Raw genomic sequence first — 14,543 nt, 5'->3', positions numbered from 1 at the left:
ATGAGCACTAAATCATTGGCCCTATGCCGCACCGCCCCCTACGGCAATGCCCTGGCGCGGGAAGGTATCGAAGCCGTACTGGCAGCGGCGGCGATGGAACAGGACATGGACCTGCTATTTCTCGGCGATGGGGTATTCCAATTGCTGGACCAGCAATCACCTGCGGATATCGGCCAGAAAAGCCTGCGACGCAATTTGCAGGCTCTGCCGATGTTTGGCATTGAGCAGTTTTTCGTTTGTGAGAAAAGCCTTGCTGAACGCAATATCACCCTGGGGCAGATCCAGGTTGCCGGCGCAGAGACTAAAGCCGTAAAAGATACCGGTTCACTGATCGCCGCCTACCCCACCGTATTGAGTTTCTGATATGACTTTGCATATTGTCAGTAAATCCCCCTATACCAGCAGTGCCCTTAAGGAATGCCTGGGTGCTTTTGCCCAGGATGACTCGCTCCTGCTTATTGAAGATGGTGTCTATGCGCTGAGGCACGAGGCTCTGGAAACAGTGCCAAGTACCCAAATTTTCTGCCTTGAAGCAGACACCGCTGCCCGTGGCCAGCAGCAACTTGCAGTAAACATGGATAGAGTGGAAATGATCGATGATGCGCGCTGGGTACAGCTCTGTACCGAGCATCAACCCATAGTCAGCTGGTTTCGGTAACAAAAAATGAGCAACCTAGTAGTCAATGGCCAGGAAATCCCCTTGGACAAAGAGGGTTACCTGCGCAACCTCAGCGACTGGAGCCGGGACGCCGCCCTTCAGTTAGCCAATGCTGAGGGTATCGAGTTAACCGAGGAACACTGGCAAGTTATTGAGCTGTTGCAAGAATTTTACCGCGAGTTTGAACTCTCCCCCGCTATGCGCCCGCTGGTAAAATATATTGGCCAGCATCTCGGCGCAGAAAAGGGCCGCAGTATTTACTTGATGCAGCTCTTCCCCCCAAGCCCAGCTAAAGTGGCCAGTAAAATTGCCGGCTTACCTAAGCCGACCAACTGCTTGTGACCCCCTCACTACACCTGGCCAGGTAAGCTCGAAACAACCTGGCCGGCAAACTAGCTAAATGAACTTAATCTAACCAGTCTATAAAGCCCGCTCTATTTTGCGAGCTTTTTGCCCTGGGGCTCAAATCCATACGCGAACTATAAAAGCACATCCTAGACTCACACTATAAACTTTTACTTAGGGAGCCTCTGAATGTAGTGGCACTTCATTAAGTGCGCGCTTTATTTCCTCTAATTTGTCAGAAAGCCTGAATCCCAGATGTTTATTGAGTCTATCCATAGAAAGCTCTAACTCTTGGAATGTTTCAAGTATTTTCTCTGCCTGCAGCTTTCCTCTGTCTGTCAAAAAGAAAAGCCTCCTTCGTTTATCACTCGAATCATCTTCATGCTTTATGAGTGAGAGCTTAAGCAACTTGGGAAGTTTTTGCTTAATAAGCTGAGGAGAAGAGTCTGTCTCACGAGCAATTTCATTTAATGACAACCCATCCAATCGATACAGAGTCACGATAATTGAGCAAGATTTAACCGGAGCTTGCACGCCATTCCTAGTGAGAATTGCCTCACACTGCTTGGTAATAAGGGTGGAGATAGCCTCCGCAGTCTTGCCAATAAAGTAATTCTCAGAGGTCATAAAGCCAACTCGTATTCACCTGTCGATTTAATATGGGGCCCATCAGCGGGTAATTGCCACTTGATTCTAACATACACTTAAAATATATTTATAAATATATTTATAAACATGTTAAAAAAGGATTAATAGTGAATACAAAATGGATAGCCCTTGCACTTCTGTTGCAATCGTGGGGTGCGGTAGCTCAAACAAATTGCTCTGTTCAATTACAAGACCTTTCAAAGGAGTTTGAAACTCTTAGAGTTGAAGCTGATGTGCCAGGAATGGCGATAGGAGCAGCAATATACGGAGAACCGGTGTATGAAGAAGGTTTTGGCTTTGCTAACAAGTTACGCAGAACACCAGTTACTCCCAGCACTATTTTTCAGATTGCCTCTGTAACCAAGCCAATAACAGCTTTGGCGGTCATGGAAATTGCTGAAAAGCATGCGGTCGACTTAGAAAGTACTGTAGATTTAGGCCCTGGCTCCCACTTAGTTTCCCCCCACCACCCCTCAAAGGAAATTACCCTGATCCAATTACTTACACATACATCCAGCATCCAAGATGGCATGTATTATGAAGTGGATTTTAGAACACCCGGGCAAGATTCAGAAATGGAGCTTTCCGAGCTGCTGGAAGGTATCCTTCTAGAGAATGGTAAATATTATTCAGCAAATAAATCTTTTCTTAAATCCGCGCCCGGGGAGCAATGGAGCTATAGCAATATCGGCTATAACTTACTAGGCCACTGGGCTGAGCAACAGTCTGAATTGAATTTTAAAGATTGGACTAAGAATAACTTCTTTGAATTACTGGAAATGGATCATACTTTCTGGACTATAGCAGACACACATGGGTTAGAAGTTGCAACGCCATATCAAGCACTTTCTGATGGCCAGCTTGTCGCCGTTGCACAGAGTAGTACACCCGGGTATCCAGCAGCAATGTTGCGCTCAACAATATCAGACATGACAAAATTCTTTGGCGCTGTTGCCAACTCAGGGGTCTTTATGGGCAAAGCTATTTCCTCCGATAGAGTGCTGCAAGAGGTATTTTCCGAGCGCTCTATCAGAGGCATTCCAGACCACCTGGAAAATCAATTTGTTGCATGGAATAGCTATAACTACAAAGGACGCTCTTATTTAAGCCACTTTGGTGGCAATATTGGAGTATTCACAGCAGCTTATGTTGCTCCAGAAACAGGGCTAGCACTGGTAATTCTCACCAACAGAAATGCAGAAAGGCCCCAAATTAATATGTTCCAAGAGATATCAAGAAAAGTTTATGATGCAGTTGAAAAGTGCAATATTAAGGATGCCAGGGCAAGTTAAATTTATATTGAACAAATGAGACTTAGCACTTAAATTGTTTACAGCTTATTAAAGCGGTTCAAATCTAAGCATCATGAACTACGAGGACTAGTTTATCTGCTGCTTAATCAAATCTATCGCCCAACAAGCTATCGCTGAAGATAGTTGTACAGATCGCTTTTGGAAAGGTCGATTTAAGCTGATGAAAAGCACTCTCGCTACCCTATATGGCTTATATCGACCTCAACTCCATCCATTCCAATATCATCACATCGATTCAACAAAGTATTTGTGCAGCAATCTCAAGTAAATAGCCCAAGAGTTTACTACCGTTTGTGAATTGCGTGCGTGTGAAAATGCAAAAGGCTTACCTTTCCATTTAGACTAACATCTGTATTTAGTCGGCTGAAGCCAGCGATATCTAGCCTCTACAAAGCGTGGAGCCATTGCTGAGTAGACTCCCCTATAGTCGAACGGCTGGGGATATCACCTACACACTGGGATCTTCCTCAAACGAAATTTTTAAAACCGCTTTAAAGATATGGTAGGTTTAGTATAAGCAGTGCGATAAGCCTGTAATTTTTTCAATGAACACTGGATACAGGGGGTACACTAATGCCAGCAGTTTCTCTCCTCCTGAGTTCAACTAAGTTGATCCACTATACATCCATAGAGCAATTTCCATTCCCCCATATATTGAATATTCAGCTCACTAAAATAGATAAAATTTTAAACGCGATCCCACCCCTATTTCTTTGCTAGCAAGTATGGCTAAGTAGCAGTGTGTCTAGTGTGCTCATTTCCTGCTTGTCATAATCCATGAATGTCCCTTTACTCTAGCTTTGTTATGCCTGCAATTTTTTCTGCTAGCCCCTCAGGCACCGCTCCAATAACCAGAATTTTTACAAACCACCTCAAACAACTTCGCTATCAGGTCATTACCAAGTGTAAAAAGTATCAGCTTGATCATTCAGTTTTATTACTACATATAACACCCTGATAAAAGGAGCAGTTGTATACACTATTAATTCTGAATTAAAAGGAAAGGGTAAAATCTACTCGGGCACGCTGGGAACCCTTCCCACCAAGCCCCAATTGGCATTCATTCGTCACGCGGTCTTAAGTGCAACGTTTTCTTTCCTACCCTCAGTTTCTTAAATTAATGAAAAGCAAACTGAATACTGGGGTCTTAGTCCGTAAAACTCCACCCTACAATCTTCCTACAGACTATATCGCCCAACGCTAACTGGGTGTTCTTAATATAAATAAATTATTTAATATAATATTAGCTAATTATACTTTTAAACAACAAGATAGATTGAGACTCCATAGAGCGCATCCAAATAGGATAAATCCTCCTCAAATACACGGCAACCCCACTTAAAAAGAAAATATATTTTAATATAATTTTTATATAGAAATTAGACTGCAAACGTCACATGAACTTATAGCCTTAAATGCAAAATGACATTAGACTATGGACCCCATCAACCTCAGAAAAGTAACTATTCAAAATAGCAGCAAGCCACCATGATTGACCGACGACTATTTATTAAGGTGAGCTCCTTTTTGTTCGGAGGCTCCTTATTCGCAAAAAAAACATTAGCCACACAGAGCTTAGCCTATAGCTCGCTTCACATGCCTGATGAAAGTGGTCAACACAAAAGAACATGGATGGCTTTTGTTGCAAACAATTACATTTGGTCGCACAAGCAAATTCCTGAGGTGAAAAGAAACCTGGCATTAATTGCGAATACAATTGCCAATTATGAGCCTGTATCTATCCTGGTGAGCAGAAAGGACTTACATGAAGCGAAAACACTACTGGATTTAGATAGCTCAAATTATGAAATTGAGCTATACACTTTTGAAGTTGATGACTTGTGGCTCCGTGACACTGCCCCTATCTTCGTAAGATCCAGCTATGGAGAAAAAGTCGCTTTAAATTTCAATTTCAATGGTTGGGGCAACAAACAGGAGCACTCACTAGATAAACACGTCGCCAAGTATATCGCTAATCGATCTGGAGCAATCCATGAGAGAGCAAATATCGTACTGGAGGGTGGATGTTTTGAGGTCGACGGCAATGGCACCGCAATAATGACTGAGAGCTGTATTCTCAATGAGAATCGCAATCCAGGATGGTCAAAGTCTGATATTGAGGAGGAACTCAAGGTACTACTCGGATTACGGAAGATTATTTGGCTCAAAGGTATTAAGGGTAAGGATATCACAGATGGCCATACCGATTTTTATGCACGCTTTATTAAGCCAGGTGAAGTGATAGTTAGCCGGGATAATTATCAATCCTCCTATGACTATTGGGTTACTCGTGAAAACATCAAAACATTAAGCAATAGTGTCGACGCAGATGAAAACCCACTTAAACTACACATTTTGGATACGCCAGAAATTATTAACGAAAGATTTGGCACTAAAGACTTTGCCGCAGGCTATATTGGTTACTATATTTGTAACGGTGCAATAATCTCTCAAAAATTTGGTGATAAGAACGCAGACGAGAAAGCCAGAGATATTTTACAAGGCGCCTTTCCAGATCATAATATTGAGCAAATAGCAATTGACGGAATTGCATCTGGTGGTGGCAGTATTCATTGTTCTACACAACAAGAAATAGTTATCTAAGCATCAAGTTACCAGGCACTCATCAAGCATAACGTATAGATCGCTAACATTATTGATAAAGGTGCACAAATCTGCAAAACACCAGATATTTATCAAAACTAGTGCTCGTGCAGCCGATGGCCCTACCGCGAACTACCCAGACACCTCTTAACACAACGCATTATTACCAATGCGCATCCCACCGTATGCGGCAAGTATTCCTTTATGGTCGGGATACTGTATCACGAAAGATTACCAACATCGGCGCGAGTGGATTGAAAATCGCATGTATAATTTGACTGAGGTTTTGCCCTGGATCTTGCCTCCTATGCAAAAATGAGCAATCACTACCACATGTACTCTACATTGACAAAAAACTGCTAATAAGTGGTCTCTTTTCGAGGTGATTGATCGCTGGCAAAAAATATTCAAAGCCTCTAATTTGGCCTGACGCTATCTAAACGGTGATGCTCTTAATCCCTACATGCTTAAGGCACTAAAAACGTCGCTTCGATATGGCGACAACGCTTAACGAATGTCAGCTGGTTTATGCGCTGTTTAAATGAGTCTATCGCTCGCCAAGCTAACGCTGAAGACAAGTGCTCGGGGCGCTTCTGAGAATGACCTTTTAAATCCCAAGCTTTATAGGATGAAAAGGCCCTTGCCGCCTGCATGACCTATGTCAACCTCAACCCCATCCGCGCTAATATGGCAAAAACCCCTGAAGATTCTGGTCACACTTCCATTCAGCAGCGTATTCGTGCATCAATCTTGGACGGGTAGCCCAAAGAGCTACTGCCACTTGTAGGCGGTGAGCGACTGAATATGACTAAAGGACTTCCTTTTCAGCTGGATCACTATTTAGAGCTAGTCGATTGGAGTGGGCGACATCTAGACCCTAGAAAGCGCGGAGCCATCGCTGAAAACACTCCACCCATACTCGAGCGACTGGGTATTCCATCAAGGCACTGGCTTTATCTCAGTCGTAATTTTGAATGCCGCTTTAAGGGTTTGGTAGGGTCGGCTGAGGCCGTAAGATACGCTTGCAGGCGGCTCAATAAACGCTGGGTACATGGCATAAGAGACTGTCGGCGCTACCTTTGTGCAACACCCTGCTAACTCCCTTCCACTCTCTCGATACTGTTTTCCACTTTCATCTAAAACCGCAGTTAGTCTAAGCCCAAACATAACTCTTCAGCACTTCACCTCAACTTAACTAGCAAACAGAAAGAAACAGACACTGAGACTAACGCTGGCTACACTGTTAACGCCTTTCTTAAAACTAAGAGTGTCCGGAACTGTGTGCTACTTTCTCTAGTCTATGGGTGTCCAATAATTATGAAAGTTTGGTAGGGCCACACGAAGTGCTTATATACAGCTTGATAAGCACTGGAACTGGCGCCAGAAACACTGCCTGTACCTCTTTCTAATCTATGGGAGCCCTGAGTTACATCTCCCTTCAATCATTTCTTATAGTAGACTGTAATTCTTTTGGGGCAGAATTTCAAAATCCCCCGAGAGGACTTATTTTTAATACTTACAGTCTTGTCGATCTCAAACTTGTAAAATAATCTATCCTTGCGCTTGGAATAATTAAGCCCACTATTTTTAGAGTAGAGTAAAAAGTTTTGACAAAAAAGCCCACCATCTATATCAAAATAAACTTCTTCACCTGAAGGGTAACCGGTTAAAACCCAGTTGTCAGTATCCATATCCAACCGCTGCACAGAAAAAAGAGCATCACCGTCATAGACTACCAATTTTAAAGGCTCATCTTTATAGATTTCATATGCAAATATCAACTTTACAGTAAAAATGGATAAGTAAATAGCTAAAGCAGCAAAGAACGGAACCCTGGCTTTCCCCCAAAGCTCCGACTTATGAATCATATATGCCGCAACACAAAAAATATAGCCAATCATAAAATAGAGAAACAGCTCATTTCCGATTTGCCTTGTTGCAGACCCCAAATAAATCAATGATTCCCCCTATCCTTTCCGATCTTAATATGCAGTAATTTCTTGATACATCTCAGTAAACCATATCATCTTAGTAATGTTTCTGGACCCCCATCAAACATACTCTAACTTATGAGCATCTAGAATTCTTATCAATACATCCCGGCAAGAAATGCACAAAAGAAAACATACCAAATAGCTAAAAGCCCTGAAAAAAATCATCAATAGTTGTTGCCGCCCCAGGAGAAAACATCCAACTGAATACAGCTAATGAAACCAACCGATAGATCAATTTTTCTCCCAAATCTAAGTCATTATATAAAACCCAAAGCTTCCTATCTGCCTTCTGAATAAAACCATCAAACAGTCTAACAATTCCCATAAATACAACCAGCAGAAAAAGCCAGAGCCACCTCTCCACAGGATTAGATATATCCTGGGACATAAAATAGAGCACGGGCTGAAGAAGCAACCAAATTAATGGGGAAAGTACAATTGAGGCTGAAAGCAAAAGTCCTCCCCAAAACAATGAGGAAAATTTGAAATTGATACGATCTTCATTCCAAACACTTTCAGGTAGCTGCTTTTCTCGAATGAATGCTAAAGCCACACGTCTAACTGCGTCACCAAATCTCACTTACGCTCCCCAAATCAAAACCAGGCATACCCACGAAGCCGACCACAAAAAACCCACATCATCACAATATTTGGTCTCTCAAGAGAGGGCTAGATTTCTACGTGCAAACCGTAAATTTATGGTATTTATAAACACCTAACACATATAAAGTATAAACTGCCAACCACATCGTAAAAAGAGGAGAAACTTACAAAACGCTGAATATTTACTCAGATTAATGATCGTGCAACCGATGACTCTGATACAGATATCTTTTGACGGACGCCTTATTACCACTGCGTATCCCGATGTATACGGCGAGGATTACATTATGACCAGGATACTAGATTTGGGATAGATTTCAAATATCAGCGCGAATGTACTGCAAGCCATATGTATAAGCTGACTGAAGCTTTTCTCATAGATATTTCCTTTCATGTCAAGCGAAATAACCACTTCACAAACTTGTACACAAAGCGATTGCCTCTATTACACGAATCAATATTTTAAGCCTGCCATTGTTTAGTCCCAGTTCGGAGCAAACTCCGGATTGGCAATACGTTCATTAGCCTCTAAAGCACTAATTTCCCGCATATCTTCATCTGTTAACGTGATCTTAAGTGCTTCCAAGTTTGCATCCAGATTCTTGCGTTTTGTTGAGGAAGGTATAGTTGCAAGCCCTTGTTTCAATTGCCACGCAATGGCAATTTGAGCTGGGGTTGCGTTGTAGCGCTCTGCAATTTTTATTAACACGCCATCAGACATAACTTTTCCCACCGCTAACGGCATATAACCCGTTACAGTAATACCTCTCTGCTTGCAATGTTCAATAACCGCAGTATTTTGCAAGTACGGGTGTACTTCAATTTGATTGGTGTAGATCTTGCCTTCACCCAGAATATCAATAGCGTTGTCAAGCTGTTTGATTGTGAAGTTTGAGACACCGATGTGCTTGGTAAGCCCTTTTTGTTGACACTGGGCTAATAACTTAAGATAGGTTTCCATGGAGACCCTCCCATCTTTTTCTGGCCAGTGAAGTAACAATAGATCGACCGATTCAACCCTTAATTTGTTAAGGCTATCTTCTACGCTGCTTGTGAATGCGTCTTGCGTCAAATTATCCAGCCACACTTTTGTCGTGATAAATAGTTCTTCGCGGGGTACTCCACTTTGCTCAATGGCGATTCCAACCTCAAGCTCATTGCCATAGATTTGTGCGGTATCAATATGGCGGTATCCCGATTCAAGTGCCTGTTTAACTGATTCGATTGCGACATCACCTTCTAAGCGGAAGGTGCCCATTCCCAAGCTTGGCAATTCACTCATAGCATTTCTCTCTTAATAGTATTTAACAGGTTGTTTCTCACATTTAATAAATCGGCTTACGCCATTTTTAAATGACTATATTTATCCAGTGACCCAGATAGTCGGGTAAGCATCAATGCCAAAATCACGATTGAGCCTCCGACCCAAGATGTATCCATGAGTGACATATCCTCAATAATGAGGCCGCCCAAGATTGAACCTAGTGCAATACCAATGTTAAAAGCTGCAATATTGAGCCCTGATGCTACATCCACTGCATGTGGCGTATATTTTTGGGCAAGCTGCACAACATAAACTTGCAGCCCTGGGACATTGCCAAATGCAAACGCGCCCCAAACTAGAATTGTCAATACCGACGTAATGGGATTGGCTGCGGTGAACGTAAAAATAAACAAGATAAAAGCGAGTGCAACAAAGATAATGGTTAACGCCCGAATAGGCCCTAAGTTATCTGCAAGTTTGCCACCCCAAATATTACCGACCGCTACCGAAATTCCATATACCAGCATTATTAATCCGATAGCACCGGTCTCAAATCCAGAAACCTGCTCTAAGATTGGAGCTAAAAATGTGAATACGGTAAAAGTACCCCCATAGCCAACGGCAGTCATTGCGTACACTAAAAGTAATCTTGGTTGGGTTAACACACTGAGCTGCTGAGATAACCGTGCTGGCGGCGACTGTTTGAGATTATTGGGCACCAACAGCGCACTGCCAATTAATGCAAGCACCCCCAAACCCGCTACCGCAATGAAGGTTGCTCGCCAGCCAAAATGTTGGCCAATCCATGTACCCAAAGGTACACCAGTCACAAGTGCAACCGTCAGCCCGGTAAACATAACGGCGATGGCACTAGCTTCTTTGTCTTTACTAACCAACCCTGTGGCGATAGTCGAGCCAATTGAAAAGAAAACACCATGAGCGAGACCCGTCAAAATACGCGCCTTAATCAGCGAGCTATAACTAGGCGCCATCCATGCCAAAAGATTCCCTACCACGAACAGCGACATCAGGGCCAACAGCACGTGCTTCCGCGTCCAACGGCCGGTTAAGGCCGTTAACACCGGCGCGCCCACGGCGACTCCAACAGCGTACAAGCTGACCAGCAATCCAGATGACGGCAATGAAATACTCAAATCTTGAGCAATGATGGGCACCAATCCTACTATCACGAATTCGGTAGTCCCGATAGCAAAGGCACTTAGCGTCAGTGCCAACAATGCAAAAGGCATACTCTTCTCCCGGAGCAATAAGGTTGCGCCGGAGTATGCGGGCTGATAATTTTATTAAAAACCGCAACACTCTCAAATCACCTTTGCTAATATGGCAATAATCTCGCGTACCGAAGATCTAGAAATTTTCCTGGCAACCATTGACTCTGGCAGCTTGTCTGCAGCTGCGCGCGCACTGGATATTCAGGTTGCACGGGTATCCAGAGCCTTGAGCCGCCTCGAGTCAGAATTAGACTGCACCCTGCTAAATCGGACCACACGCAAACTGGAGTTAACGGAGGAGGGGCGCCTCTTCAGCGACAGGGTGAGGCAAGGGCTGCGATATTTAAACCAAGCGGAAGACACGCTGAAAGAATTGAAGGAGCAGCCGTCAGGGAGGCTGCGAGTGGATGCGGTGACGCCGTTTATGATTCACCAATTAGTGCCACTACTACCTGAATTTCAACGAGCCTATCCACACATAGAGTTAGAGCTTGTTAGCAATGAGAGCATTATTGATCTCATTGAGCGTCGAACCGACGTTGCGATTCGAATTGGCCCCTTAAAAGACTCCAACTTGCATGCGCGTTTTCTAGGGCGAAGCCCTTTATCTATTGTTGCCAGCCGGCAATATCTAGAGCGCTACGGCTCCCCTAACCATATTGATGAATTAACCAACCACAGGGTCATCGGCTTTACTCAATCCACACACCTTAATAGTTGGCCTATCGGGAAAGGGGTTGATGTAAAACCGAATATCAGTAGCAGCAACGGAGAGCTAATTCGCCAAATGTGCCTGCAAGGGGAAGGCCTGGCATTATTATCGCACTTCATGATCAAGAAGGATTTAAAAGCAAAAAAACTATTAGAAATACTACCGGGGAGTGTGTCCAAGCAAAACCAGCGAGAACTCGTCAACGCCGTTTTCTATCGCAACACAGCCCTTTCTTCTCGCATCCGTGCTTTTTTAGACTTTATTGAACCGCGCTTAACGCTTGCATAGGAAATCAATGAAAATGCAACACCAGTACATTCAAGTCACAACGGCAAAAGACCTAATCATGCGCTTTTAAATATCCTGAAAAATCAGCCTGCTTCACTTTATTTTACAAAACACTGAAACCACTATCCTTAAAAGCAAGGCCAAATTTGATAACCAAACACAAAACCAGCTTAACAAGCTTTGGTTATTCTATTCTCTACTAAACTGGTCCCTGCCATCCCTCAATCCACCTCAAGGCACCCTTCAATGGCGAGCATACGTTTCGGAGTTGTTGGCACAGGCAATATTGCTGACTTTACCACCCGAGCCATCAGCCAGGCTGGCAGCGCCAGACTTTCCTCCGTCACCAGCAGGCGGCACACACGGGCCAAAGAGTTCGCTCGCGAACACGGGATTCCCAATGTCTACCCGGATTGGAGGTCACTGGTAGAGGCGGAAGATTCGAATGCCATTTACGTGGCTAGCCCCACCACCAGCCGCGAGGAAATCTGCCTCGCGGCATTGGCCAACCATAAGCATCTTCTCTGTGAGAAACCTTTTCTAAATACTGCCTCGGTCGACAAAATTGCCGCTCGGGCTCAGTCTGAAGGATTGACATTTATGGATGCCACACATTTCACCCACCACCCCCGCACGGCCAAAATCATTCAGCAACAAAAAAAGAATCTGGGCCCAGTTAACAGAATTCACAGCGCCTTTTTTGCCTCTATGATGGACCGCAACAATATTCGCTTCGATTCACACAAAGAACCCACTGGCGCAATCGGGGATATCGGCTGGTACAACATGCGTGCAATCGTCGAATACATGCGCCCCACAGGAGCAATAAAGGCAATTTCAGGAGCGATAAAGCGGGACTCGCAAACAGGGACCATTATTAGCGGTGCGGGCCTGATTGAATTTGCCAGCGGGCAGACTTCAACTTTTGAGTTCGGATATGACTCAGGCGTTTGGCAAATGGACCTGGACATTCTGGGAGAAAGCGGCCTGATCCAGCTAGACGACTTTGTACTCGACTGGAGAGACAGCGCTGCCTTTTACAATCCTGAATATACGCCAGAATTTGTGGTTCGCAGGGGGCAGGCATCGCCAGATAAGTTCGAGCACCAGCAAGTACCAATAGAGCAATCGCAGGCGGTACAGATGATTGAAAACTTCTGCTGCTTAACAGGACCAGATAATCAAGTTGAGCGTATCCAGGCAATCGAGAGGGCCCGCGCAACCCAGTCACTGATCGACCAGTACTGCCAAGCAGTTGGCGTAGCCGTCTAACTATCGCCACCAACGCGCGATATTGAATCAGATATGCAGGATAACGTGCCGAGCCCCATGATGATGGCGGTGCTCCCAAAGGTAGATCCCCTGCCAGGTACCCAGCATCAGACGCCCCTTTTGCACTGGAATGGACAAGCTGGTCGCAGTAAGGCTGCATTTGATATGAGCCGGCATATCATCTGGCCCTTCAAGGGTATGGGTATAAAGCGAGTCATTTTCCGGAACCAGTCGATTAAGCCAGCTCTCAAGGTCACGGCGCGCGCTGGGGTCGGCATTCTCCTGGATCAGTAAACTTGCAGAGGTGTGCTGTATGAAAAGTGTACACAGACCCTCATCGGGAGCCTGTTCACTGACCCAATCAACTACACTGCCGGTAAACTCGTGAAGCCCCTGCCCATGAACCGGAATTTTTATCTCACCTATTGCCATACGGTTTCCTATATAATTCGCGCCCGCTTTTTGTACTGACACCGCATTGTAATATGGCACTGTACCGCGTTAATACTGACGACTACCCACAACAGCTTCAAGACAAGGCCGAGCGCCTGCAAGAGGCTTACAGCAAGTTCACTGACCTGGAGCCGGAACTCTTCCCCTCCCCACCCATTCACTACCGCCTGCGCGCCGAATTCAAGGTGTGGCATGAGGGAGGTGTAGCCAATTACGCCATGTACCGCCAGGGTGAGTACAAGAAGCCCTTTATCATCGATGAATTTACCGTCGGCTCTGAGCTGATGAACCAGTTGATGCCGAAGGTGCTGGCTGCTGTCAATAATAGCGAAGTCCTGCGCAAGCGCCTGTTCTCCGCCGAGTTTCTTACCACGCTGAATGGTGATGCGCTGATTACGCTGATCTACCACAAGAAACTGGATGAGACCTGGGAGCAGGAAGCCAAAGCACTCCAGGCACAGCTGGGATTCCCGATTTTGGGGCGCTCGCGCAAGCAAAAAGTGGTTTTGGAACGTGACTTCGTTACCGAAAAACTGGATATCGATGGGAAAACTTACCAGTACAAACAGGTAGAAGGCAGCTTTACCCAACCCAATGGGGAGATCTGTCGTTCCATGATCCAGTGGGCGAGAAGTGCCTGCGGAGACAGTGATAGCGATCTGCTGGAGCTCTACTGTGGCAATGGCAATTTCACCATCCCGCTCAGCGAGAAATTCCGCAAAGTCCTGGCCACTGAAATCTCCAAGGTATCGGTAAATTCGGCCCAGGAGAATATCGCCAACAACCAGATCACCAATCTGGATATCGTACGCCTATCCAGTGAAGAGTTTACCCAGGCCATCGATAAGGTACGCCCCTTTCGCCGCCTTAAGGATATAGATCTGGATAGCTACGACTTCTCCACCGTCCTGGTTGATCCCCCCCGAGCGGGTTTGGATGAAGACACCTGTGCGATGGTCGCCCGCTTCCCGAGAATCCTGTATATCTCCTGCAATCCAGAAACCCAATTGGAAAATCTGGAGTCGCTGACCAAAAGCCATCGCATTGAGCGATTTGCTCTGTTTGATCAGTTCCCTTATACAGATCATACGGAAACCGGGTTATTGCTAGTGAGGAAGTAGTGTCTCACTAGCTGAAGGCCTCCGGCATTCTGATCC

14 protein-coding genes are annotated in these 14,543 nt (G+C 44.9%); 8 read left to right on the top strand and 6 right to left on the bottom strand.

Annotated features, from left to right (window positions below; all coding sequences use genetic code 11):
- The 3 genes from tusC to ACJJI3_RS03010 are packed head-to-tail and all read left to right on the top strand — an operon-like array spanning window position 1 to window position 1,000.
- Window positions 1-363: a sulfurtransferase complex subunit TusC gene (gene tusC / locus ACJJI3_RS03020; protein ID WP_444941453.1), complete on the top strand. Its 363-nt coding sequence runs from the start codon at window positions 1-3 to the stop codon at window positions 361-363.
- 1 nt (window position 364) lies between these two features.
- Window positions 365-658 carry a sulfurtransferase complex subunit TusB gene (tusB, locus tag ACJJI3_RS03015; protein WP_444941452.1) on the top strand — a complete coding sequence of 98 codons (294 nt, stop codon included), beginning with the start codon at window positions 365-367 and terminating at the stop codon, window positions 656-658.
- 6 nt (window positions 659-664) lie between these two features.
- Window positions 665-1,000 carry a TusE/DsrC/DsvC family sulfur relay protein gene (locus ACJJI3_RS03010; RefSeq protein ID WP_444941451.1) on the top strand — a complete coding sequence of 112 codons (336 nt, stop codon included), beginning with the start codon at window positions 665-667 and terminating at the stop codon, window positions 998-1,000.
- A 177-nt stretch (window positions 1,001-1,177) separates the two neighbouring features.
- On the opposite strand, the gene ACJJI3_RS03005 is transcribed toward ACJJI3_RS03010, so the two are convergent.
- Window positions 1,178-1,630, bottom strand: coding sequence for a hypothetical protein (locus tag ACJJI3_RS03005; RefSeq protein ID WP_444941450.1), 453 nt, complete (start codon window positions 1,628-1,630; stop codon window positions 1,178-1,180).
- 128 nt (window positions 1,631-1,758) lie between these two features.
- On the opposite strand from ACJJI3_RS03005, the gene ACJJI3_RS03000 reads away from it, so the two are divergent.
- A complete protein-coding gene (locus tag ACJJI3_RS03000; RefSeq protein WP_444941449.1) occupies window positions 1,759-2,943 on the top strand; it encodes a serine hydrolase domain-containing protein in 1,185 nt (394 codons plus the stop codon).
- Window positions 2,944-4,452: 1,509 nt separating this feature from the next.
- On the top strand, window positions 4,453-5,568 hold the full coding sequence (locus ACJJI3_RS02995) for an agmatine deiminase family protein (RefSeq protein ID WP_444941448.1): 1,116 nt from the start codon (window positions 4,453-4,455) through the stop codon (window positions 5,566-5,568).
- Between the two features lie 1,442 nt (window positions 5,569-7,010).
- Here ACJJI3_RS02995 and ACJJI3_RS02990 read toward each other — a convergent pair.
- The 4 genes from ACJJI3_RS02990 to ACJJI3_RS02975 form a co-directional block, all read right to left on the bottom strand.
- Window positions 7,011-7,526, bottom strand: a complete 516-nt coding sequence (locus ACJJI3_RS02990; protein WP_444941447.1) for a hypothetical protein — start codon at window positions 7,524-7,526, stop codon at window positions 7,011-7,013.
- A gap of 178 nt (window positions 7,527-7,704) precedes the next feature.
- Window positions 7,705-8,142, bottom strand: coding sequence for a hypothetical protein (locus tag ACJJI3_RS02985; protein WP_444941446.1), 438 nt, complete (start codon window positions 8,140-8,142; stop codon window positions 7,705-7,707).
- A gap of 501 nt (window positions 8,143-8,643) precedes the next feature.
- Window positions 8,644-9,447 carry a 2,5-didehydrogluconate reductase DkgB gene (gene dkgB, locus ACJJI3_RS02980; protein WP_444941445.1) on the bottom strand — a complete coding sequence of 268 codons (804 nt, stop codon included), beginning with the start codon at window positions 9,445-9,447 and terminating at the stop codon, window positions 8,644-8,646.
- Between the two features lie 56 nt (window positions 9,448-9,503).
- The gene (locus tag ACJJI3_RS02975; protein ID WP_444941444.1) at window positions 9,504-10,679 is read right to left on the bottom strand and encodes an MFS transporter; all 1,176 of its coding nucleotides are present in this window, start codon (window positions 10,677-10,679) and stop codon (window positions 9,504-9,506) included.
- 91 nt (window positions 10,680-10,770) lie between these two features.
- Between ACJJI3_RS02975 and ACJJI3_RS02970 the strand changes: the two genes are divergently transcribed.
- Window positions 10,771-11,661 carry a LysR family transcriptional regulator gene (locus ACJJI3_RS02970; protein ID WP_444941443.1) on the top strand — a complete coding sequence of 297 codons (891 nt, stop codon included), beginning with the start codon at window positions 10,771-10,773 and terminating at the stop codon, window positions 11,659-11,661.
- 246 nt (window positions 11,662-11,907) lie between these two features.
- A complete protein-coding gene (locus ACJJI3_RS02965; RefSeq protein ID WP_444941442.1) occupies window positions 11,908-12,933 on the top strand; it encodes a Gfo/Idh/MocA family protein in 1,026 nt (341 codons plus the stop codon).
- A 27-nt stretch (window positions 12,934-12,960) separates the two neighbouring features.
- Here the strand turns inward: ACJJI3_RS02965 and ACJJI3_RS02960 are convergent, their stop codons facing one another.
- A complete protein-coding gene (locus tag ACJJI3_RS02960; protein WP_444917522.1) occupies window positions 12,961-13,365 on the bottom strand; it encodes a secondary thiamine-phosphate synthase enzyme YjbQ in 405 nt (134 codons plus the stop codon).
- A gap of 53 nt (window positions 13,366-13,418) precedes the next feature.
- On the opposite strand from ACJJI3_RS02960, the gene trmA reads away from it, so the two are divergent.
- Window positions 13,419-14,507 (top strand): tRNA (uridine(54)-C5)-methyltransferase TrmA, encoded by a 1,089-nt coding sequence (trmA, locus tag ACJJI3_RS02955; RefSeq protein WP_444941441.1) that lies wholly within the window; start codon window positions 13,419-13,421, stop codon window positions 14,505-14,507.
- Window positions 14,508-14,543 lie beyond the last annotated feature (36 nt).

The organism is Microbulbifer maximicatervae (SeqCode), from assembly GCF_052466985.1.
The sequence above is the reverse complement of the archived record's forward strand: the minus strand, read 5'-3'. Positions and strand labels throughout refer to the sequence as shown.

Excerpts from the sequence above, each read along its gene's own strand:
- tusC (WP_444941453.1), top strand. The coding sequence starts at position 1 with ATGAGCACTAAATCATTGGCCCTATGCCGCACCGCCCCCTACGGCAAT.
- tusB (WP_444941452.1), top strand. The coding sequence starts at position 365 with ATGACTTTGCATATTGTCAGTAAATCCCCCTATACCAGCAGTGCCCTT.
- ACJJI3_RS03010 (WP_444941451.1), top strand. The coding sequence starts at position 665 with ATGAGCAACCTAGTAGTCAATGGCCAGGAAATCCCCTTGGACAAAGAG.
- ACJJI3_RS03005 (WP_444941450.1), bottom strand. The coding sequence starts at position 1,630 with ATGACCTCTGAGAATTACTTTATTGGCAAGACTGCGGAGGCTATCTCC.
- ACJJI3_RS02995 (WP_444941448.1), top strand. The coding sequence starts at position 4,453 with ATGATTGACCGACGACTATTTATTAAGGTGAGCTCCTTTTTGTTCGGA.
- dkgB (WP_444941445.1), bottom strand. The coding sequence starts at position 9,447 with ATGAGTGAATTGCCAAGCTTGGGAATGGGCACCTTCCGCTTAGAAGGT.
- ACJJI3_RS02975 (WP_444941444.1), bottom strand. The coding sequence starts at position 10,679 with ATGCCTTTTGCATTGTTGGCACTGACGCTAAGTGCCTTTGCTATCGGG.
- ACJJI3_RS02970 (WP_444941443.1), top strand. The coding sequence starts at position 10,771 with ATGGCAATAATCTCGCGTACCGAAGATCTAGAAATTTTCCTGGCAACC.
- ACJJI3_RS02965 (WP_444941442.1), top strand. The coding sequence starts at position 11,908 with ATGGCGAGCATACGTTTCGGAGTTGTTGGCACAGGCAATATTGCTGAC.
- ACJJI3_RS02960 (WP_444917522.1), bottom strand. The coding sequence starts at position 13,365 with ATGGCAATAGGTGAGATAAAAATTCCGGTTCATGGGCAGGGGCTTCAC.
- trmA (WP_444941441.1), top strand. The coding sequence starts at position 13,419 with ATGGCACTGTACCGCGTTAATACTGACGACTACCCACAACAGCTTCAA.